The sequence below is a fragment of the Shewanella sp. 5_MG-2023 genome (genome assembly GCF_030547465.1).
GTDB lineage: Bacteria > Pseudomonadota > Gammaproteobacteria > Enterobacterales > Shewanellaceae > Shewanella.
This window is the reverse complement of the sequence record NZ_JAUORC010000001.1, coordinates 71,181-92,920: the sequence shown is the minus strand read 5'-3', so window position 1 is coordinate 92,920 and position 21,740 is coordinate 71,181. Positions and strand designations below refer to the sequence as shown.

The 21,740-nt window shown below is 39.8% G+C and carries 21 protein-coding genes; 18 read left to right on the top strand and 3 right to left on the bottom strand.

Annotated elements, in window-relative coordinates; genetic code table 11:
- Nucleotides 1-325: 325 nt before the first annotated feature.
- Nucleotides 326-1,282 carry a 23S rRNA pseudouridine(955/2504/2580) synthase RluC gene (gene rluC, locus Q4557_RS00410; RefSeq protein ID WP_102520007.1) on the top strand — a complete coding sequence of 319 codons (957 nt, stop codon included), beginning with the start codon at nt 326-328 and terminating at the stop codon, nt 1,280-1,282.
- Complete coding sequence (locus Q4557_RS00405; protein WP_102440289.1) at nt 1,279-1,935, top strand: HAD family hydrolase; 657 nt, start codon at nt 1,279-1,281, stop codon at nt 1,933-1,935. Before rluC ends, Q4557_RS00405 begins: the two co-directional genes overlap by 4 nt.
- Nucleotides 1,936-2,115: 180 nt before the next feature.
- Here the strand turns inward: Q4557_RS00405 and Q4557_RS00400 are convergent, their stop codons facing one another.
- Nucleotides 2,116-2,724, bottom strand: a complete 609-nt coding sequence (locus tag Q4557_RS00400; RefSeq protein ID WP_303409975.1) for a nucleoside triphosphate pyrophosphatase — start codon at nt 2,722-2,724, stop codon at nt 2,116-2,118.
- A 240-nt stretch (nt 2,725-2,964) separates the two neighbouring features.
- On the opposite strand from Q4557_RS00400, the gene yceD reads away from it, so the two are divergent.
- The 8 genes from yceD to fabF all read left to right on the top strand — a co-directional run bounded on the left by yceD (nt 2,965) and on the right by fabF (nt 9,305).
- Nucleotides 2,965-3,489 carry a 23S rRNA accumulation protein YceD gene (yceD, locus tag Q4557_RS00395; RefSeq protein WP_076536204.1) on the top strand — a complete coding sequence of 175 codons (525 nt, stop codon included), beginning with the start codon at nt 2,965-2,967 and terminating at the stop codon, nt 3,487-3,489.
- A 17-nt stretch (nt 3,490-3,506) separates the two neighbouring features.
- Entirely contained in the window at nt 3,507-3,677 is a 171-nt protein-coding gene (rpmF, locus tag Q4557_RS00390; protein WP_011496728.1) for a 50S ribosomal protein L32, read from the top strand.
- A 14-nt stretch (nt 3,678-3,691) separates the two neighbouring features.
- Entirely contained in the window at nt 3,692-4,720 is a 1,029-nt protein-coding gene (gene plsX, locus Q4557_RS00385; RefSeq protein WP_076536206.1) for a phosphate acyltransferase PlsX, read from the top strand.
- Nucleotides 4,721-4,729: 9 nt separating this feature from the next.
- Entirely contained in the window at nt 4,730-5,689 is a 960-nt protein-coding gene (locus Q4557_RS00380; protein WP_102440291.1) for a beta-ketoacyl-ACP synthase III, read from the top strand.
- A 106-nt stretch (nt 5,690-5,795) separates the two neighbouring features.
- Complete coding sequence (gene fabD, locus Q4557_RS00375) at nt 5,796-6,722, top strand: ACP S-malonyltransferase (protein ID WP_102440292.1); 927 nt, start codon at nt 5,796-5,798, stop codon at nt 6,720-6,722.
- A gap of 9 nt (nt 6,723-6,731) precedes the next feature.
- Nucleotides 6,732-7,478: a 3-oxoacyl-ACP reductase FabG gene (fabG, locus tag Q4557_RS00370; RefSeq protein ID WP_102477237.1), complete on the top strand. Its 747-nt coding sequence runs from the start codon at nt 6,732-6,734 to the stop codon at nt 7,476-7,478.
- A gap of 160 nt (nt 7,479-7,638) precedes the next feature.
- Complete coding sequence (gene acpP, locus Q4557_RS00365) at nt 7,639-7,872, top strand: acyl carrier protein (protein ID WP_011496723.1); 234 nt, start codon at nt 7,639-7,641, stop codon at nt 7,870-7,872.
- A gap of 197 nt (nt 7,873-8,069) precedes the next feature.
- On the top strand, nt 8,070-9,305 hold the full coding sequence (gene fabF / locus Q4557_RS00360; protein ID WP_303409940.1) for a beta-ketoacyl-ACP synthase II: 1,236 nt from the start codon (nt 8,070-8,072) through the stop codon (nt 9,303-9,305).
- Nucleotides 9,306-9,375: 70 nt separating this feature from the next.
- Here fabF and Q4557_RS00355 read toward each other — a convergent pair whose 3' ends face one another.
- Both Q4557_RS00355 and Q4557_RS00350 read right to left on the bottom strand, forming a co-directional pair.
- Nucleotides 9,376-10,071: a TrkA C-terminal domain-containing protein gene (locus Q4557_RS00355; RefSeq protein WP_157936432.1), complete on the bottom strand. Its 696-nt coding sequence runs from the start codon at nt 10,069-10,071 to the stop codon at nt 9,376-9,378.
- A gap of 354 nt (nt 10,072-10,425) precedes the next feature.
- On the bottom strand, nt 10,426-11,370 hold the full coding sequence (locus Q4557_RS00350) for a LysR family transcriptional regulator (RefSeq protein WP_303409936.1): 945 nt from the start codon (nt 11,368-11,370) through the stop codon (nt 10,426-10,428).
- A 192-nt stretch (nt 11,371-11,562) separates the two neighbouring features.
- Here Q4557_RS00350 and Q4557_RS00345 point away from each other — a divergent pair, with 192 nt between their 5' ends.
- The 8 genes from Q4557_RS00345 (at nt 11,563) to pheT (ending at nt 21,739) form a co-directional block, all read left to right on the top strand.
- The gene (locus Q4557_RS00345; RefSeq protein ID WP_102437895.1) at nt 11,563-11,775 is read left to right on the top strand and encodes a DUF1656 domain-containing protein; all 213 of its coding nucleotides are present in this window, start codon (nt 11,563-11,565) and stop codon (nt 11,773-11,775) included.
- 13 nt (nt 11,776-11,788) lie between these two features.
- Nucleotides 11,789-12,652, top strand: a complete 864-nt coding sequence (locus tag Q4557_RS00340) for an HlyD family secretion protein (protein ID WP_102437893.1) — start codon at nt 11,789-11,791, stop codon at nt 12,650-12,652.
- A 16-nt stretch (nt 12,653-12,668) separates the two neighbouring features.
- A complete protein-coding gene (locus Q4557_RS00335) occupies nt 12,669-14,066 on the top strand; it encodes an FUSC family protein (protein WP_102520010.1) in 1,398 nt (465 codons plus the stop codon).
- A gap of 379 nt (nt 14,067-14,445) precedes the next feature.
- Entirely contained in the window at nt 14,446-16,140 is a 1,695-nt protein-coding gene (locus Q4557_RS00330) for a hypothetical protein (protein WP_303409935.1), read from the top strand.
- A 239-nt stretch (nt 16,141-16,379) separates the two neighbouring features.
- The gene (locus Q4557_RS00325) at nt 16,380-16,865 is read left to right on the top strand and encodes an acyl-CoA thioesterase (RefSeq protein WP_102437889.1); all 486 of its coding nucleotides are present in this window, start codon (nt 16,380-16,382) and stop codon (nt 16,863-16,865) included.
- Between the two features lie 117 nt (nt 16,866-16,982).
- Entirely contained in the window at nt 16,983-17,855 is an 873-nt protein-coding gene (locus Q4557_RS00320; protein ID WP_102437887.1) for an NAD(P)-dependent oxidoreductase, read from the top strand.
- 497 nt (nt 17,856-18,352) lie between these two features.
- On the top strand, nt 18,353-19,336 hold the full coding sequence (gene pheS, locus Q4557_RS00315; RefSeq protein WP_076536230.1) for a phenylalanine--tRNA ligase subunit alpha: 984 nt from the start codon (nt 18,353-18,355) through the stop codon (nt 19,334-19,336).
- Nucleotides 19,337-19,351: 15 nt separating this feature from the next.
- A complete protein-coding gene (pheT, locus tag Q4557_RS00310; RefSeq protein ID WP_303409931.1) occupies nt 19,352-21,739 on the top strand; it encodes a phenylalanine--tRNA ligase subunit beta in 2,388 nt (795 codons plus the stop codon).
- Nucleotide 21,740 lies beyond the last annotated feature (1 nt).

Sequence of the window (21,740 nt, the reverse complement as noted above, 5' to 3'; positions counted from 1 at the left end):
ATTTGTTCGAATTTGGGATGGTATTTTTCAGGAAAACTTTTAAAATAAAGATGACACCGACGGTTTAATTGTAAAAACGAATTATTTCGTTTTGTGATGTTTACAATTTGCAAATCAATGACTTGCTACCAGTCTTGTTCATGAATTCTACTGAAAAAACACCGTAATAAATTGAGTTTGTGAACATTTTATCCACTGTTTATCCTCAATCACAGCGCAAATATAGCAATAATCAATTTAGACAGCAATCAAAACTCTCATTCTTATTGTCCCATCAGGTAGAAACTTAGGTTACAATACGCGCCGTAATAACTTAAGGCGCATCATGAATACAGAAACTCCCACAAAAGTTCAATTGGTCACTATTGATGAAGACCATTTCGAACAACGCATTGACAATTTTCTTCTCACCAAATTGAAAGGTGTACCTAAAAGCATGATTTACCGAATCGTGCGTAAAGGTGAGGTGAGGGTTAATAAAAAAAGAGTGAAGCCAGAATACAAGCTTCAACTTGAAGATGTTGTTCGTATTCCGCCAGTTAGAATTGCGGAAAAAGACAACCGCACAGCGCCGTCTGCAAAACTGTCTAAAGTAAGCCAGTTAGAAAGCAGAATCATTCATGAAGATAATCATCTTATCGTGCTGAACAAACCTGCAGGTATCGCAGTTCATGGTGGTAGCGGTGTCGATTACGGTGTGATTGAAGGATTACGTTCTTTAAGGCCACAGCAAAAATTTTTAGAGCTAGTACATCGTTTAGATAAAGACACCTCTGGCGTGTTGCTTATTGCCAAAAAGCGCAGTGCACTTAAGCATTTGCATGAGCAACTTAGAAACAAAACGATGCAAAAGGATTACCTTGCATTAGTTAGAGGTGATTGGCAGGCAAAAGACAAAGTGGTTAAAGTGCCTTTGCTAAAAATTACCTTAAAATCCGGCGAACGTATTGTTCGTGCCAATCAAGAAGGTAAACCTTCTGAAACACGTTACAAAATTATGCAGCGTTACCAAGGATGTACCTTAGTCAAAGCCAGTCCAGTGACAGGTCGAACTCACCAAATTCGCGTGCATTGTCAATATGCCGGCCATGCTATTGCGTGTGACGACAAATACAGTGAGCAAAAATTTGACGATTCTATGCGGGCTAAAGGTTTAAATCGTTTGTTCTTGCATGCTGCAGAGCTTAAATTTAAACATCCTGACAATGATGAAGTCACCACAGTCAAAGCGCCACTTGATGATGTTTTGTTAGCCACTTTAGATAAATTGACTCGTGCATGAAGCTAAATAATATAAAGCAGTACCAATTAGTGATTTTTGATTGGGATGGCACCTTAATGGATTCAGTCGGTAAAATTGTCGATTGTATGCAAAGCGTGGCGCAATCATTAGCACTTGATATTCCCTCTGAGCAAGCGGTTAGGGATATCATTGGCTTGTCTTTATTACCTGCGTTAGAAAAATTATTTCCTCATCATGGGAATAAGTACGATGAATTAATCGCAGGTTATAAACACTATTACCTTAATGTTAATCTAACACCATCGCCTTTGTTTGACGGCATAGAGCATTTACTTGCACAACTCAAAACCGCTGGTTACACCTTGGCAATTGCCACTGGTAAAAGGCGGGCGGGCTTAGACCGAATGTTGGCTGAAACTGGTTTAGGGCAATATTTTGTCGCGACTCGCTCAGCCGATGAAGCGCATTCGAAACCGCATCCGTCGATGATTTTATCTTTGCTCGAAGAGTTAAATATTAACGCGGATCAAGCGGTGATGATCGGTGATTCAAAACTTGATATTGCGATGGCGAACAATGCTAAGGTAAACAGTATTGCGGTCACCTATGGCGCCCATAGCCTAGAGGATCTGTTAACTGAAGGGCCCACAGCCACAGTTAATCAGCCGAAAGATATTTTATTACATATATAAGCAGAGCCATAATACGCTTTGCTTACTTTTGTAATTCATAAAGCCGATGTTAACCGCATCGGCTTTTTTGTGAGCCAATTACCAGTTGAACTGACAGCTAGCCAAAGCGGCATTGTGCAAGCTAAAGACGGTCTTGTTGAAAATTTAGCATTGTGTAAATATTTTTTAGCATCAAAAAGTTTATAGCACGTTTATATTATGGCGCTTTAATAGCTCGATTAAGCGGATTAATGGCAGACCAATGAGGGTATTAGGGTCATCTCCCTCAAGGCGTTCAAATAAAGCAATACCCAGTCCTTCAGATTTAAAACTACCTGCGCAATATAAAGGCTGCTCTAAATCAACATAACGCTCAATTTCTGCAGTCGTTAATTTTTTAAAGTGCACAGTGAAGGGTTCTACAATGCTATAAGCTTGCTGTGTGACATTATGGATAACACTTAAGCCAGTATAAAAGGTAATAGATTGACCTGAGGCTTGCTTAAGTTGTTTAACTGCGTTTTGTTTGTTTAGTGGTTTACCAATGATTTGTCCATTAATGACGGCCACTTGATCAGAGCCGATGATCACAGCAGGAATATGCGCTTGCTGACAGCTCGTTTGATTAAATAACTCAACACCAGCTTTTGCTTTTAATTGCGCTAAACGCAAAACTAATTGCTGCGCTGTTTCATCTTTAAGCGGCGTTTCATTGGTTTTTGGGCTGACACATTCAAACGGCAGTTGTAATTTTTCTAATAACGCTTTGCGATAAATAGAGGTGGAAGCTAGGATGATTTTAGTGTTCATGGCTCACTATTCGGGGAATTAGACAATTACTTCTATAATACGATAAAAAAGCGACTGAATGGAGTAATTTTAGTCGGATCGCGCTTGTGATCGCGGGCTGTGACAGGTAAAATTTCGCTTCGATCCATTTTAATGTTGGTGTTTAAGTAATGAGTCTATTTTGTTTGGTTAAGTCATTAACCACAATTTGGATAAATTTTCTTTGACTCTAGCGTTTTCAAACTATAATATGCGCGCCTTATGCAAACAGTAAAGATACCAGTATCAATTGATCCTATTCGAACTGCAGCCAGTGGTCTTCGTTATGAAGGCATAGTGCCTGGGGTTCAAAATAAGCGATTAAATGAATTATGTGCTGGCGATTGTTCCGATGTGACAGTGTCGTTAGAATGTGGCGTCGATATTCAGGGGATAGTCTACCTTCGCGGGAAGGCTGTGACGGAGCTCACTCTGCTATGTCAACGTTGTATGACACCATATACCACAAAGGTTACGGTCGACTTCAGCTTTGGTCTTTGTAAGACCCAAGATGAAATCGATGAGCTCCCGGATGCGTATGAGCCGATTGAGTGCAATGAAATTGGTGAAGTTCGTCTACATCAATTGGTTGAAGATGAATTGATAATCGCTATGCCAATTATTCCTATGCATCAGAATGATGATTGCAATTTAGGAACGAGCGACGTAGTTGTAGGCGAGATTGACCCCTCTCATGAGGAGCGTCCAAATCCGTTTGCAGTGTTAGAAAAACTGAAGAGCAAGTAATCTAGGAGACAGGTCAAATGGCTGTACAACAGAATAAAAAATCACGTTCAAAGCGCGGCATGCGCCGTTCACACGATGCATTGAGCACAGCTCAATTATCTGTAGACGCTACTAGCGGTGAATTACATCTACGTCACAATGTGACTGCTGATGGTTTTTACCGCGGTAAAAAGGTTATCAACAAGTAATTGTTGCTAATCTTATGACGAATCTGACGCTCGCGTTAGATGTGATGGGGGGCGATCATGGCCCCCTCGTCACAGTGCCTGCAGCCTTGCAGGCACTGAAATTTAACCCTCAATTATCAATTTATCTAGTCGGTAATCAAGCCGAAATAGACCCATATCTAATTGATATTGAAACGGCTATTCAAGCAAGAATTCAAATTATCCATACCACTGAAGTCATCACTATGTGTGATCGACCAATTCATGCTATCCGTTCTAAAAAACAAAGTTCAATGCGCTTAGCATTAGAATTAGTTAAAGATGGTAAGGCTCAGGCCTGTGTGAGTGCGGGTAATACTGGCGCGTTAATGGCGCTATCAAAGATCTTATTAAAAACCTTGCCCGGTGTAGATAGACCTGCATTAGTCAGTTGTTTACCTGCTATGACAGGTAAACCAGTCTATTTACTCGATCTGGGTGCTAACGTTTCTTGCGATTCTGAAACCTTGTTTCAGTTTGCTGTCATGGGCTCGGTGTTATGTGAAGTTGTGCATAAACGCTCTAGACCAAAAATTGCGTTACTTAACGTCGGTATTGAAGACGTTAAAGGTAACGATCAAGTCCAACAAGCAGCTCAGCACCTGATACACACTTCTCAAGTCAATTACGATGGCTTTATTGAAGGTGATGAGATATTTACCGGCAAAGTCGATGTTATCGTCTGTGACGGCTTTGTTGGCAACATTACATTAAAAACATCTGAAGGTATTGCTAAGTTATTAGTTCATCAATTAAAACATGGATTAACTCAAGGCTTTTTCGTTCGTTTGTTATCAAAATTCCTCGCTCCACGTATCCAAGCTGTACTGAGTAAGATGAACCCCGACCACTACAATGGTGCAAGTCTGATAGGATTGCGCGGAATAGTAGTAAAAAGTCACGGAAATGCTGATGAAGCCGCTTATTTACAAGCAATCAATTTAGCTGCAACGGAAGCAAAACGTCGTTTACCGGAAATGATTAAAGATCGTCTGGAGACGATTCTTTTAGACATCAATAGCTGATCTCATAATATGTATACAAAAATTCTCGGAACTGGTAGTTATCTGCCGGTGCAAGTTCGTAGTAACCACGATCTAGAAAAAATGGTCGACACCTCTGACCAATGGATTGTGGAACGTACGGGTATTTCAGAGCGACGCATCGCTGCTGAATATGAATCTGTGACTACCATGGGTTATCAAGCTGCGCTGAAAGCCTTAGAAATGGCAGGTGTTGAAGCAAGCGAATTAGATATGATTGTCTGTGGTACAACCAGTGCCAATAATGCATTTCCAGCTGCGGCTTGCGAAATACAAAAATTATTAGGCATTCATACTATTCCTGCATTTGATATTGCTGCCGCATGTTCAGGCTTTGTTTATGCATTGTCGGTTGCAGATCAATTTATTAAAACCGGTGCCGCTAAGAAAATATTGGTGGTGGGCGCTGACGTGTTGTCACGCCTGTGCGATCCTGAAGATCGCAGTACCATCATATTATTTGGTGATGGTGCTGGCGCTGCGGTTATTGGCGCCAGTGAGCAACCGGGTATTATTTCAACCCATATTTATGCCGATGGCCGCCAGGGGGATTTGCTAAAGTGCACATTCCCGCCTCGGGCCAGCGAAACATCAGAAGCTGTGAGCTTTATGACCATGAAGGGCAATGATGTCTTTAAGTTTGCGGTGACGCAATTATCCCATGTGGTGACAGAAACCCTGCGAATTAATAATATCGACAAGTCTGAAATTGATTGGTTAGTACCACATCAAGCCAACTTTAGAATTATTAAAGCGACCGCCAAAAAGTTAGATATGAGTTTAGATAAAGTGGTATTAACGCTGGCAAAGCACGGTAATACTTCAGCAGCTTCTGTGCCTATCGCGTTAGATGAGGCAGTAAGAGATGGCCGTATTAAACGCGGACAGCTTATTTTACTTGAAGCATTTGGCGGTGGATTTGCTTGGGGCAGTGCGCTAGTTAGATTCTAGATATCATTGATAAATAGCAGTAGGATATAACGCGATTAATTTATATTTTACAGCTAGCAAAAAATAAAAAGTTGTTTTTCAAAAAAGAATAAAGGTAATAATTATAATGGAAAATATAGCGTTTGTTTTTCCAGGTCAAGGCTCGCAATCAGTTGGTATGCTTGCTGATTTAGCAGCTGATTACCCTGTAGTAACTGAGACATTTGCTCAGGCGAGTGCCGTATTAGGTTACGACTTATGGGCATTGGTGCAAGATGGACCTGCTGAAACTCTAAATGAAACAGATAAAACTCAGCCTGCATTATTAACCGCAAGTGTGGCTATCTGGCGCGTTATCGAAGCAAGTGGCACGATTAAACCTGCTGTTTTAGCAGGCCATAGTTTAGGTGAGTATTCAGCATTAGTGTGTGCTGGCATTATTGCCTTTGAAGATGCGGTAAAATTAGTTGAATTGCGCGGTCAATTAATGCAGCAAGCAGTACCAGCAGGTACCGGTGCTATGTACGCCATTATTGGTTTAGATAATGATGCAATTGCTAAGGCATGTGAAGAGTCAGCAAATGGCGCTGTTGTTAGCCCTGTGAATTTTAATAGTCCTGGCCAAGTAGTTATTGCGGGTGAAAAAGAAGCCACAGAAAGAGCCGCTGGCGCATGTAAAGCTGCTGGCGCTAAAATGGCAGTTGCTTTACCTGTGAGTGTGCCGTCACATTGCGCATTAATGAAACCTGCAGCTGATAAACTGGCACTTGCATTAGAGAATATCAAGTTTAACTCGCCGGTTATTTCTGTGATTAATAACGTTGATGTAGCAAGCCCTAATGATGCAGCTGCAATTAAAGATGCGCTAGTTCGCCAATTATATTGCCCGGTACGTTGGAGTGAGACAGTTGAGTTAATGGCAAGTCAGGGGATTACTGATTTAGCTGAAATTGGCCCTGGTAAAGTATTAACTGGGTTATCAAAAAGAATTAATAAGTCATTAAAAGGGCAAGCAATTAATAATGCAGCCACTTTATCAGCTTTAATCCAATAAGGAATATTCATGAGCATTAGCTTTGATTTAACAGGTAAAGTCGCGTTAGTTACTGGCGCAAGTCGTGGTATTGGCCGTGCCATCAGTGAAACACTGGTAGAAGCAGGCGCTACCGTGATCGGCACTGCAACCAGTGAAAAAGGTGCCGCTGCAATTCAAGATTACCTTGGTGATAACGGCTTTGGTTTAGTATTAAATGTGACTGATAGTGAATCAGTTACACAATTATTTAGCCAGATAAAAGAAAAAGCCGGTGATGTTGATATCTTAGTAAACAATGCTGGTATCACACGTGATAATTTATTAATGCGCATGAAAGATGATGAGTGGCATGATATTCTTGACACTAATTTGACATCACTGTTTAGATTATCCAAACCGGTTATGCGGTCTATGATGAAAAAGCGCAGCGGCCGTATTATTAATATTGGCTCTGTGGTCGGAACCATGGGTAATGCCGGGCAAGTAAACTACTCAGCAGCTAAAGCTGGTTTGATTGGATTTACAAAATCTCTTGCAAGAGAGGTTGCATCTCGTCAAATTACCGTTAATGCTGTTGCCCCTGGATTTATCCAAACAGACATGACAGATGAGCTTAATGAAGAGCAGCAAAAAGCTTTCATGGCGCAAGTTCCAATGGCTCGACTCGGTCAGGCGCAAGAGATTGCCAATGCGGTATTGTTTCTAGCTTCTGACTCTGCAGCTTACATCACTGGTGAAACTTTGCATGTAAACGGCGGAATGTACATGGTCTAAGGACCATAATTGATAACGACTTTTATTGAATCTCGTTTGATATCAAAGTATGATAATTTTCGTGGTTAGACCACGAAAACTAAGCTTGCAATGTCAGCTGGATCGAATAAACTACTCTCAATCTTACGCAAGTGTGTAATTTGAATAGGAAAGAAAACTAATGAGCAACATCGAAGAACGTGTAAAGAAAATCATTATTGAGCAACTTGGCGTTAAGGAAGAAGACGTTAAATCAGCTGCATCATTCGTAGACGATTTAGGTGCAGATTCTCTGGACACTGTTGAATTGGTTATGGCTCTAGAAGAAGAGTTTGACACTGAGATCCCTGATGAAGAAGCTGAAAAGATCACTACTGTTCAAGCAGCGATCGATTACGTTTCAAAAAATCAGTAATCCCTGATTCACTAAAACAGGTGGCATTTATGCCGCCTGTTTTTGTTTGTGGCGTCGAATAAATGTCGACTTAACTCTCTATAAAAGTGAGTTAACCCATCATTTCTTATCATCCGTTTGATCTTTTTCCTTTGATTGGTGGTGGGTTAACAGAATATCTCTTGGCGAATGCCTAATAAAATACAAAGGTGAATGCTGTGTCTAAACGTCGTGTGGTAATTACAGGTTTAGGACTAGTTACTCCAGTGGGTAACGATGTCGAATCTTCTTGGCAATCTTTATTAGCTGGTAAAAGTGGTATTGCACCTATTACCAAATTTGATGCAACTGAATTTAGTACTCGTTTCAGTGGCTCGGTAAAAGACTTCGATGTTGAGCATTATATGTCTCGCAAAGATGCCCGTAAAATGGATTTATTTATCCAATACGGCATGGCTGCAGGTATACAAGCAATGACAGACTCAGGTCTTGATATGGAACAAGAAAATCCAGCGCGAGTTGGCACAGCGATTGGTGCTGGTATGGGCGGAATGCCATTAATTGAGCAAAATCATGCAGCATTGCTTAAAGGTGGCCCTCGAAAAGTGTCGCCATTTTTTGTTCCTAGCACCATTATTAATATGATTTCTGGTCATTTATCTATTAAGTATGGCATGACTGGGCCAAACTTTGCAGTGACAACAGCTTGTACAACGGGTGTGCATAATATTGGTTTTGCAGCGCGTACGATTGCCTACGGTGACGCCGACGTTATGGTTGCTGGCGGCGCTGAAGATGTTACTTGTCCGTTAGCTGTTGCTGGTTTTGGCAGCGCCAAAGCCTTGTCAACTCGTAATGACGATCCAACCGCTGCAAGCCGCCCATGGGATAAAGACCGTGATGGTTTTGTTATCGGTGATGGCGCAGGTGTGTTGGTGATGGAAGAGTATGAGCATGCTAAGGCGCGCGGCGCTAAAATTTATGCAGAGCTTGTTGGCTTTGGTATGAGTGGCGATGCTTTTCATATGACATCACCACCAAGTGATGGTGCGGGCGCTGCTGCAGCAATGGTTAATGCCATTAATGATGCGCAAATTGCCAATGAAGAGGTTGGTTATATCAATGCCCATGGCACTTCGACTCCAGCAGGTGATAAAGCTGAAGCGGCTGCGGTTAAGTCGGTGTTTGGCGACCATGCTTATGATTTACTTGTAAGTTCTACTAAATCTATGACCGGACATTTATTAGGTGCAGCGGGCTCAGTTGAAGCAATTATTACAATCTTAGCGTTGCGGGATCAAATTGTACCGCCGACCATTAATTTGGATAACTCTGATGAAGGTTGTGACTTAGATTTTGTACCGCACGTAGCCAAACCCCATAGTTTTGATTATGCATTGTGTAACTCATTTGGCTTTGGTGGCACTAATGGTTCACTTTTATTTAAAAAGTAACGTGATTAAAATGTAATAAAAAGGCAGTCACTTTAAAAGTGACTGCCTTTTTATTTAAATTAATTAAAGCTTACAGTTTTATTAGTCGCTGCTGTACTCGCTCAATGTCGTTACTCTTACCCACTAATTGAATATGATCGCCTTCTTCAGTTATCAGATCAGGAGTAATCAACATATCAAATTTATTTCTGGCAAGTGCTGTAATACATACTGAACTGTCGGTATTGGCATTCAGCATTTTTTTAATCGCTTTTAGTGACAGACCAACTAAGTGGTTAGGCTTAATCACGTATTCAAATGTCGTTTCAATAATGTTGCTATCATCAATAGCGATTTCAGTACCAATGATATTATCATCATAATAATAAAGTGCATTATTAGGTCCGGTAATGGTCACAATATCACCTGCTGCAATCATATCAGGCTGTTGTTTATCAAGGTTTTGGCTTAAGGTTAATTCAAAACTCACATCAATTGCTGCCTCATTAAGTTGTAACAAGGTTTTATCGACGACCGTACTATCGTTATTTACTTCAAATGAGCGAGAAACAATATTTTTAGTGGTATTGATATTTTTTGGCTTAAATGGATCCATTAACAAGAGTTTACTCTCTGTATATTTAGAGCCAGATAAAAAACCAATGATATAGATAAATATACCCAATAGCAGTACACCAAGTTCTGGCTCTAAATGGAGATGAAGCAGTGTGATGGTGATGCAACCACCGATAAAACTAGCCAGAATACCAAACACAACTCTGTGCATGCTAATTAAGCCGATTAAAAAACCTATTACTAATGTTAAAACAAAAGTGATGTATGGGTTGGAATGAAATAAATTTTCAATTGTTTCCATAATTATGACTACTTTATTTTGGAGCGATTTATGCCAACAATACTCATTACTGTATATATTAATTACATAGTAGGGATATTCACCCTTGGTAAAATATCACCAACGATAATCAATACAGTGTGGTGTTATGCAGTCATAATAAAGTGCAGTCAGTTTTATAGACAATCTCATTTGAAGGATGAAACCCTGCATTGAAGTTGCTGAAGATAACTAAAGGGATGAAAGCCTCTTAATGCAGAGGCTACTAATACAAATATGATGCTATTATTTGGATCTAACTCTATTTATATAGTTAGCTATGGCTGATGTGATAGACTTTTTGGCCGGCATAACTTGTTTTGAGTGTGGGTTCCAAAGTGATATAGGTACTTGTAATGCGTCTTGTATTTGTTCTATTTCTATCGGTATAAGATCGTGTGCAGTATATTCCATGGAATTGATTAACAATGGGAAAATGCTCCACCCAAGACCTTCTTCAACCATTTTAATGATGAGAGTCAGTTGATCTACCACTTCATAATTGGAGGAGACAATGATTTTTTTACTCATATCATCATCAAGCATGGATTTTAAGATAAACTGACGGCTAGTCTTCATTTTCGCCAAGGTTGCTTCAGAGTTTAGTGTTGCTAGGTCAGCGTCTTTGTTGGTGAAAGCGGCAAATGACATGTTACATAAAAAAGTATGATCGATGCTGTTTAGCACTTTGCTTTCGTATACATTCACAATTCCAAAATGAATACTGCCGTCTTGTATTCCCACTTTAATATCATTTTTGGTTCTGACGAGGAAGTTAACTTTTAATGATGGGCTGTCAATTAGCAGTTGTTTTCTAATCTCAGATATCACTTGTTGCGGTATAAAACTGCAATACCCAATTGTAATTGAATTAAGCTCACCAAATGCCAAGCTCATGGCCACTTGGTCAAAGGTTTTGGATTGCTCAATAGCCTGTTTGGCATAGTTATAAAGTAGTACTGCATCTTCAGTCGGTTCAACGGTTCTACCGATCCGTTCAAACAGGGTAATGGCTAATTGATCTTCAAGGTTATTAATGACTTGGCCAATAGTTGTACGATGTTTGTCCAGTTTCACCGCTGCTTTACTGAAAGCTTTCTGCTCATAGACAGTTACAAAGGCAAGAAGTTGTTCCAAACTAAAGTTCATAGTTGTCTCTTCAAATAATAAAAAATGCGATGTGGTATGCATTTGGGGTTATACCGTCACTTAAATCACAATTTATCACACATAAAAACAATTGTTTATAGATTTCGATGGGTGAGATCCATCATAGATGATTACAAGATTTTCTCTGCCGCCATTAAAATATATGCATAAATGAGTAAGAAGACATTAAGTCAATGTTTTTTAAATAGTTAATATTATTTAGGTGATAGGCGTATGAGCATAATGCCCCATGAAGTGGTAATCGGTGATGTGTATTTTCCGCCATTATTACTGGTTGCCGCTATGGCATATATATTAACCGGCGTAGTTACCGCTATTGGTACTAAAATTGGTTTACATAAATATGTCGCAGCTCCGGCCATAGTTGAATTGTCTATGGTTATTCTTTTTATCGGCTTAATTAGCCAATTTATTTCCATATTTTAAGTAGGTAACGCCAATGTTTAAACGTTATTTTATTACCCTGTTGCTGATGGCGGCGGCAATAGGTGTTTTGTATAGTCAGTATCAAACTTACACTGATAATCCTTGGACAAGAGACGGTCAAGTCAGAGCCTATGTTATCCAAGTAACCCCACGAGTGACAGGTCAAATTGTAAAAGTTAATGTCATTGATAATAGTCATGTACAAAAAGGTGATGTGCTTTTTGAGATTGACGCTAGCCTATACCAAACCAGTTTACAAAAAGCGGTAGCAACTGAAAAGCAATCACAAGCATTAGTTCGTAAGGCTCAGAACGAGTCTAGTCGTGCTATTGAATTAGAAAAGCTAACCCCTGGTGCTCAGTCAGTGTTAACCCTTAATAATCTACAAAATGCAGTTGAAACCGCACAAGCGAACTTGTTAATGGCAAAAGCCCAAGTGGCAGAAGCTAAATTAAATCTAGCTTACACTAAAATTACTGCACCAACAGATGGCTATATTACTAATTTGAATTATCGAGTAGGCTCACAAGTCGTTGCTAATTCGCCTGTTGTTGCTTTGATTGATGAAAACAGCTTTTGGATTGACGGTTTTTTTAAAGAAACTGATTTAAAAGATGTGGCTATTGATAATAAAGCCCAAGTCACATTAATGATGCATGACCAAGTCACTTTAGAAGGTAAAGTACAAAGTATTGGTTACGGCATTTCGAAAACTGATGGCAGTACCGGCAATTCGTTACTACCTAATGTGAACCCGAATTTCGAGTGGATCCGCTTAGCACAACGCATTCCAGTTAAGATAAAACTTGATAAGTTACCTGAAGATATTCAGCTGCGAGTTGGTATGACGGCATCGGTAAAAATTCTGAAGCATTAAATTTTATAGAGTGAGAATGTGTATGCTCAGTTTACCCGTTAAGGAAGCGATAAAAGTTTCTGTCTCTGTCGGTATAGCAATTGCCTTAGCATTGTTTTTTCAATGGGAAAAACCGTATTGGGCTGCTATTACCGTTATTGCCATTGCTTCAAATGAAACTCTTGGGCATGGCTTACACAAAGGTAAAAACCGCCTTATAGGTACAGTTTGCGGCATTAGTGTGGCGTTATTTCTGGTGAGCTTTTTTGCCCAGACTCCGATGTTATTCATTGGTTGTTTACTGTTGCTTTTGGCTGTTAGCGTGTGGTTTGCTGATAATTTGCGTTATGGTTATGCATTTACCATGGGCTTTACTGTGTGCACTATTGTTGCGGTAATGGGAGGCTTTAATGGTGAAGCTTCATTTGATATTGCGGTTTTACGAATACAAGATAATTTACTTGGAGTGCTAGTTTATTCAATTGTTTATCGTTTTATTTGGCCTTTAAACACTGAATCTTTATTCTTTAGCAGCGTTGACTCTGCGTTAAATGCTTTTCATAAAATAGATAACGCGCTTAACGAGGCTGCAAAAAGTGCTCATCATGATAATATTCAAGACTTATTAGTCGATGCACAATTACTGATTGATAAATTAAGTGACTTGATCAGTATGCCATTGAGTTCCAGTTATAAACTTCAACATGAAAAAGATAAATGGACTGTCATAGTCGATGGTTTTTCTCACGTTCTGCAGCATAGCAAATCCACCATCAAGTTGTTATCCAGTGATAAACCCAATGATGATAAGTTGCAACAGTTAGGTTATTTTTCCCAAGAAATTAAAATGCTTGATAATGCCATTAATGGCGAAAAGTTAGATGTTGAAATTTTAGCTAACTACTGGAAGCAAGAGAGCATAAAGCCCCAAAACTCGAAAGAGGCTGTAAAAGAAAATTTATTGAAAGTGAGAATTAACAGAGTTATAAAGGCGGTTGCAATAGCCTCAACTTGTTATGGCGCATGGATATATTTTGCCTTACCTGGTGGTATTTTTATCCCTATGTTTGGTTCAATTTTTGCCAATATAACAGTCAGTTTACCATTTCCTTTAATGAAGCAGGTGATATTATCTGCACTGCTATGGGGAGTGTTTTTTTTACTGCAATATATTTTTATAATGCCCGCATTTACAGAGCTTTGGCAGTTAGTTGGTTTTTATATGATTAACGTTTTCCTCATTTGGGGACTTTTTCCAAAGCCTGCAATGATGCTAGTGCGTATGCTAGGTGGCAATTTACTTATGGTAATGACTATGAGTGCATTACATTTAACGCCTAGTTATGACATTAATACGCCATTGCTGATACTGGTCATATTAATGATTACCGTGATTGTTGCACGTTTCTATAATCAATTATTTATGCTCAAATAAGAGAAATAAGATTTCCTCATGACGCTCAATACAGCATTGAGCGTCATTAATAGCCTCGAATTTACATTCTTTTATATATAATTCCAGTTTAACCCCCTAATCCTTCTATTGGTTTTGATCCGTTTTTATTTTATCTACTTAGGTAATTTTGATGCTGATTTGCTGTTTATCTCAGTAGTGGTTTTTATTCATGTAGGGTTTAATCCATCAATAGCGATTAAATATCTAATAAATAAACACATACAATATTCCCATTGAACGGAAAAAGCGCGTTAGCCAATAACGTTTGCTGAACTTGCATTATGTTTTTCCGAAATTTGAATCAGGAAATGATTCGATAACTTATTTGCCATAGATTGGCTTTCAAAGGGTACTATTAATGAATCAAACGCTATTTTGTTCACTTAATCATTTTTCTACTTCTCGCTGTATTCTAAAAGCAATACCAATAGCCATATTGTTAACACTCTCAAACGTAAGTTATGCGCAGGAAAGTATTTTTGTTGAAGATAAAAACAACAAACAACTCATTAATTCAGCGGAGCAAAATGTTTTTCAACAATACGGCGTTTCAGAAGATATTTTGAAATTAGGCTTAAGCTCGCTGTCACTAGGTGATCAGCAAGTTGAGCGTGTGGTTAGAACCTTGGAAGTCGGCGATAAGGTAAAAAGTTCAGATGTGTTTTTGGTTCAAAGTACAGATACTCGCGGTAATATTGATCTGAGAATTAAATATGACCAATCTAAATTAGATGATAATGAGGATGTCATAAAAACTATCGAACAAATAACTAAAACAGAATATCGCTTGAAAAATTACATGGAAAGTTATGATAAGTCTTCCGTCGTTGTTGATGAGATATCTGCCAATGAAATAGAAATAAGCTTTAATTACTCTAAATATGGTTTACCGCAAGATATTGCTTATTTTCGTTTTATGCGGGTTAAGCTTACTGTAGTAAATGGTGTTGCAACCAAAATGGTCATGACCAATTCAAAACCATTTGATTTTGATGCGTTTAGTGTCGAAGATTATCGTCAAGAAGTTGATTTAATGACACTGGTTAACGGACACACAGCCATTGCAAATAAAGTGATTCACGCTACTGGTAAAAAAGGTAACAAAGAAGCAAGTTATCACGCAACTATCAAGCCCGTGGCATTTTATGATGATGAACATGGTGCATTAGTTTTTGATGAAGCGTCATTAAAAATGGTTTCTGATCCGCGCATTCATGAGGAAAAGGTCGATTTAGATAGACTCTTTCCGTTAATGAGTGATTTAGTTCGCCAGCAAGGTATTGATGTGCCACTGCCATTTGGTTTTTCGGTCGCTTATCGAAATCAAGATATGGATTTTGGTTTTGATAGTTTTAATATTATGGGGGTAGATTTGGATGAATGGTTTGATCCATCGAGCTCAGTTGGCACTGTTAATGCTGAAAGTTATTCATTCAGAGCTGATGTCAATATTTTACCGTTTTGGAATATATATGCTTTAGTGGGCAAGGTGAATGTGGATGCAGTCGTTGATGCCCAATATACTGGAAAACTTAAAGATGTGTTTGAAGATAAGCTCGGGGTTATCGGTGGCAGTTTGGCATGCAGTTTATTAGAAAGTCAGGGCGCTGATTTATGCTCACCAGGAAGAGTCGAAGTGCCGCTACATTTAGAATATGATCTGGCAGGTTTGGGGACAACGCTTTCTGTCGGTTATAAAGAATTTTTTGCATCTGTTACTGCAACTTACTCTAAAACTCGTCTTGATGGCCAGGATTGGGGAGATGGTATTGTGACTATCCAGCCAATGCTTGGTTATCAATTCCTTGAGTCGCGAGCACAAATTTTTATCGGCGCAGAATATCAAGGCCTTAAGCCTTCGATGACTGGTAATTTAGGCGATATATTGGGAACCGGTGAAGACTTTACTTTTGATGTGGGTGTAGGGTTAGAACAATGGGCTTATTTAGTGGGTTTTAATAAACAGATAGGTCGTCATTTAAATTTGACAGGGCTGTACAATAAAGGTGAAACAAGAAGTTCATTTACTTTAAATTTAGGTTATCGTTTTTGATGTATTCAGTGGTAATTCAAGAGCCACCCATTAGCTAACCCTTTATAGTGTCAGTTTTAGTAAGCACAACTTTTTTAAGTTGTGCTTTTTTGTTTTTTGAAACTCAGCAGTATTTTTTTGAACTACCAAATAGCAATTAAGTACTCTTTCATCAAATATTTTCATTTAGGCATAATTTTTACTCATTTCTTTGATTAATTATCGTAAACTGACATTAATTAGCTGAATTAGGAGTCGTTATGGCCGGATTAGAAAGAGAAATTACCTTAAGGTTTTTAGCTGAACCTGCAGATGTGAACTTTGGCGGCAAAGTGCATGGTGGCGCGGTGATGAAATGGATTGATTTAGCTGCATATGCTGGTGCTGCAGGTTGGAGTGGTAAATATTGCATTACCGCTTATGCTGGTGGTATTCGTTTTGTAAAGCCTATCCATGTGGGCAATATTGTTGAAGTAAGCGCCAAAGTTATTTATACCGGCACATCGTCCATGCATTTTGGTATAGCGGTTAAAGCGGGTGACCCTAAAGAGCCTGAACGTCATCTTACTACCCATTGTATCGTGATTATGGTCGCAGTTGATGATGATGGTAAACCTACATCAGTACCTGAGTGGGTCCCCCAAACAGATGATGATATTCGTTTGAGGGATTCAGCATTACGTTTAATGGATATGCGCAAAAAAATTGGCTCTGAAATGGAAGCCCATGTAAAACCGGCTTTGTAATCAATGTATTAGCCAAAATTCAATCGCTTACTCATAAAGCCTAACTCGTTTTGGCTTGTAGCACAATCAACACTATTTTTAATAAACAACCACAATAATAATGAACGAAGGAATGATATGGCTAAAGTAGCATTTATCGGCTTGGGCGTGATGGGATACCCAATGGCAGGGCATTTGGCTAACCAAGGGCATCAAGTTACGGTTTATAATCGCACCACAGCAAAAGCGCAGCAATGGGCAGCGCAATATTCTGGTGAGTTAGCATTGACCCCAAAACTTGCGGCAGTAGAGCAAGATATCGTGTTTACTTGTGTGGGTAATGATGACGATCTTCGCCAAGTGGTTTTAGGGGAAGATGGCATTGTTCATGGGATAAAAGCTGGTGCAATTTTGGTCGATCACACCACCGCATCTGCCGATGTTGCTCGTGAACTGGCAGCCGTGCTTGCTAAGCAAGAGGTTGAGTTTCTAGATGCGCCCGTATCAGGTGGTCAAGCCGGTGCTGAAAATGGCGTGTTAACTGTGATGATGGGCGGAAAAGAAGCCGTTTTTAACCAAGTAAAACCGGTCATTGAGGCCTATAGTCGCTGCGCAGAATTATTAGGGGAGGTTGGCGCGGGCCAGTTAACCAAAATGGTCAATCAAATCTGTATCGCAGGAGTGGTGCAAGGGCTTGCCGAAGGGTTACACTTTGCTAAAAGTGCAGGTCTTGATGGTTTAAAAGTGGTTGAGGTTATCAGTAAGGGTGCAGCCCAAAGTTGGCAAATGGAAAATCGTTATCAAACCATGTGGCAAGGTGAGTATGACTTTGGCTTTGCCATTGACTGGATGCGTAAAGATTTAGCTATTGCTTTAGATGAAGGGCGTCGTAATGGTAGCCAGTTACCAGTTACTGCCTTAGTGGATCAATTTTATTCTGAAGTACAAGCCATGAAAGGTAACCGCTGGGATACTTCAAGTTTGTTAGCGCGTTTAGAAAAAAACCGCTAGACGCTCTCAATGGTGATGCCTTATTAGCCATTGCACAATTTTGTCGTTTAAGTTGCGAATTTAGTTTGTTGGTAACATAAAAGCTCGCTGGTATTTAACATTGCCAGTGAGCTTTTTTGTTATCGTATTAGCCCTTGGTATTTGTAAAAAATTCAATAATTTACTATCACTTGTTGTAATAATGTTCATTGGTTCTCAAGGTGATTGATTAGCTTATAAGCATTTGCTGCTCATAAATGGCGCTTAAGTTAATAGGTCGTTAATTTGTATTAAATTATACTATCGAAAATATAAATTCGATTTAATTTAAATGCCGCATTTTACTCAATAAAATCGTAATAAATGCTAGTAAATTAAGTTTAGCTAACGTAAAATTCCAGCTTTTGTTTTACCCCCATGCTTTAGGCATAAAGTTGACTTTGTGCCTAGACTACTATGTCGCCTGATAATCAGGCACCCAATAGCATTTGATATGCAAAAATGCAGTGGATGAGAAAATGCAGCAGTTAACAGAGATCGTAGAACAAGCCTTAGAAGTAATAGGTAAGGCCAGTGATCTAAAGACACTGGATGATATCCGTGTCGACTACCTTGGTAAGAAAGGTAAGATCACTGACATGATGAAAATGATGGGTAGCTTAAGTCCAGCAGAGAAACCTGCCTTTGGACAAGCAGTCAACCAAGCTAAGCAAGCGGTACAGAAGCAACTTTCTGAGCGTATTGAAGGCTTAAAGGCTGCTGAATTAGAAGCGCAACTTATCGCAGATAAAATCGATGTAACCTTACCAGGTCGTACGCTTGAAATGGGCGGTTTACACCCAGTAACACGTACGATTGAACGTATTGAAACTTTCTTTGGCGAGCTTGGTTTTACCACTAAGCATGGTCCTGAAATCGAAGATGACTTTCATAACTTCGATGCTTTGAATATTTCTGAGCATCATCCAGCTCGTGCTGATCATGACACCTTTTATTTCAATCCAAAAGTGATGTTGCGTACGCAAACTTCAGGGGTACAAATTCGTACCATGGAGCATGAAAAGCCACCTTTACGTATCATTTCTCCAGGTCGTGTTTATCGTAACGACTACGATCAAACTCACACGCCAATGTTCCACCAAGTGGAAGGTTTGTTAGTTGATGAAAAAGTTAACTTTGCAGAGCTGAAAGGCATTTTGCATGACTTCTTACGTAACTTTTTCGAAGAAGATTTAGAAGTGCGATTCCGTCCATCTTACTTCCCGTTTACTGAGCCTTCAGCTGAAGTTGATGTTATGGGTAAAAACGGTAAGTGGCTTGAAGTATTAGGTTGCGGCATGGTGCACCCTAATGTCCTTCGCAGTGTCGGTATCGACCCAGAAAAATACTCTGGTTTTGCTTTTGGTATGGGTGTTGAGCGTTTGACTATGCTGCGCTACGGTGTTAACGACTTACGTGCCTTCTTTGAAAACGATTTACGTTTTCTTAAGCAATTCAAATAACGGAGCAATATAAAGATGAAATTCAGTGAATCTTGGCTTCGTGAATGGGTTAGCCCATCTGTAAGCCGTGAAGAATTATCACACCAAATCACAATGGCCGGTCTTGAAGTTGACGGTATTGATGCCGTTGCAGCCGAATTTAGCGGTGTGATTGTTGGTGAAGTGGTTGAGTGTGGTCAGCATCCAGATGCTGACAAATTACGCGTAACTAAAATTAATGTTGGCGGCGATGAGTTAATTGATATCGTTTGCGGTGCACCAAACTGCCGTTTAGGCTTAAAAGTTGCGGTAGCAATGGTTGGGGCAGTGCTACCTGGCGATTTTAAAATTAAAAAAGCCAAACTACGCGGCCAGCCATCATTTGGTATGTTGTGTTCATACGGTGAGATCGGTATTGATATCGAAAGTGACGGTATTATTGAATTACCTGCAGATGCGCCGATTGGTAAAGATATCCGTGAATATCTTCAACTAAACGATGCCATCATCGACGTTGATTTAACCGCTAACCGTGCAGATTGTTTAGGTATGGCAGGCTTAGCGCGCGAAGTTGGTGTATTAAACCGTCAAGCGGTTGCTGAGCCGACGTGGGATCCTGTTACTGCAACTATCGATGATAAAGTTGAAATTAACGTTATTGCAGCAGATGCCTGTCCTCGTTATTTAGGCCGTGTGGTTAAGAATGTAAACTTAGCGGCAGCAACGCCTTTATGGATGCAAGAGAAGTTACGTCGTAGCGGTATTCGCTCAATCGATCCCATTGTAGATATTACTAACTACGTATTGATTGAATATGGTCAGCCAATGCATGCGTTTGATTTAGCAGCCTTAAATGGTGCTATTCAAGTGCGTTTAAGCGACGGCGTTGAAAAGCTTACTTTACTTGACGGTAACGAAATTACAGTACCAAGTGACACCCTAGTAATTGCTGACGATAAAGCAGCCGTTGCCTTAGCGGGTGTATTTGGCGGTGAAGCGTCAGGCGTAACTGCAAAGACCCAAGATATTTTATTAGAGTGCGCATTCTTTGCGCCTTTAGCCATTATGGGTAAATCGCGTCGCTTAGGCTTACACACAGATGCATCACACCGTTTTGAACGTGGTGTAGACCCAGAGCTTCAACATAAAGTGATGGACCGAGCTACGCGCTTAGTACTTGATATTTGTGGTGGTGAAGCAGGTCCTGTTGCTGAAGCAGTGTCTGAAGCGCATTTACCTAAGCCGGCTCAAATCACTTTGCGTCGCAGCAAGTTAGACAAAATTCTAGGTCATCATATTCCTGATACTGATGTAACAGAAATTCTTGAGCGTCTTGGATTTACTGTTGCAGTAACTGCTGACGCTTGGAATGTGACCACGGCAACATATCGTTTTGATATGGCCATTGAAGAAGATTTAATCGAAGAGGTTGCCCGTATTTATGGATATAACAATATCCCAAATATTGCACCTGTTGCTTCATTAAGTATGTCTGATCACAAAGAAGCGAATATTTCATTAAGCAAAGTGCGCAGTGTATTAGTGGCGCGCGGTTTCCAAGAGGCGGTGACCTATAGCTTTGTTGATCCTAAGTTACAAAACATTGTTCATCCAAATGAGCCAGCAATGATTTTACCGAATCCTATTTCGGTTGAAATGTCAGCGATGCGTTTATCGATGTTCACCGGTTTGTTAACTTCTGTTGGTTATAACCAAAGTCGTCAACAAGGTCGCGTACGTTTATTTGAAACCGGTTTACGCTTTGTTCCTGATGCCAAAGCAGATTCTGATGTTAGACAAGAAGCGATGATTGGTGCAGTAATTTCTGGTGTTCAAAATGATGAACATTGGTCAATGGAATCTAAAACTGTCGACTTCTTTGATTTAAAAGGCGATTTAGAATCAATAATCGGCTTGACAGTTTCGACTTCTGAATTTACTTTTAGAAGTGCAACACATTCAGCTCTTCATCCAGGGCAATGTGCTGAAATATTGAGAAATAATCGAGTCATTGGTGTTATAGGTGCTATCCATCCGAGTTTGGAGAAGCCTTTTGGCCTTAATGGCAAAACAATTGTTTTTGAGTTAGAACTGGACGCTTTACTGCAAGCCAGTTTGCCGCTAGCCCAGGCTGTATCTAAGTTTCCTGCTAATCGACGTGATATTGCAGTCGTTGTAGACGAAGAAGTTTCTGCAACTAATGTTATGGATTTGATAAGAAAAGTTGGCGAAAATCAGTTGGTTGGCTTAAACTTGTTCGATGTATACCGGGGTAAAGGTGTTGACGCTGGCAAAAAGAGCCTTGCAATCGCACTTACATTACAAGACATTACTCGTACACTTGAAGAAAAAGACATCACTGAAACTGTTGATTCAGTTGTCTCGGCACTTAAGAGCGAGTTCAACGCATTGTTGAGGGATTAAA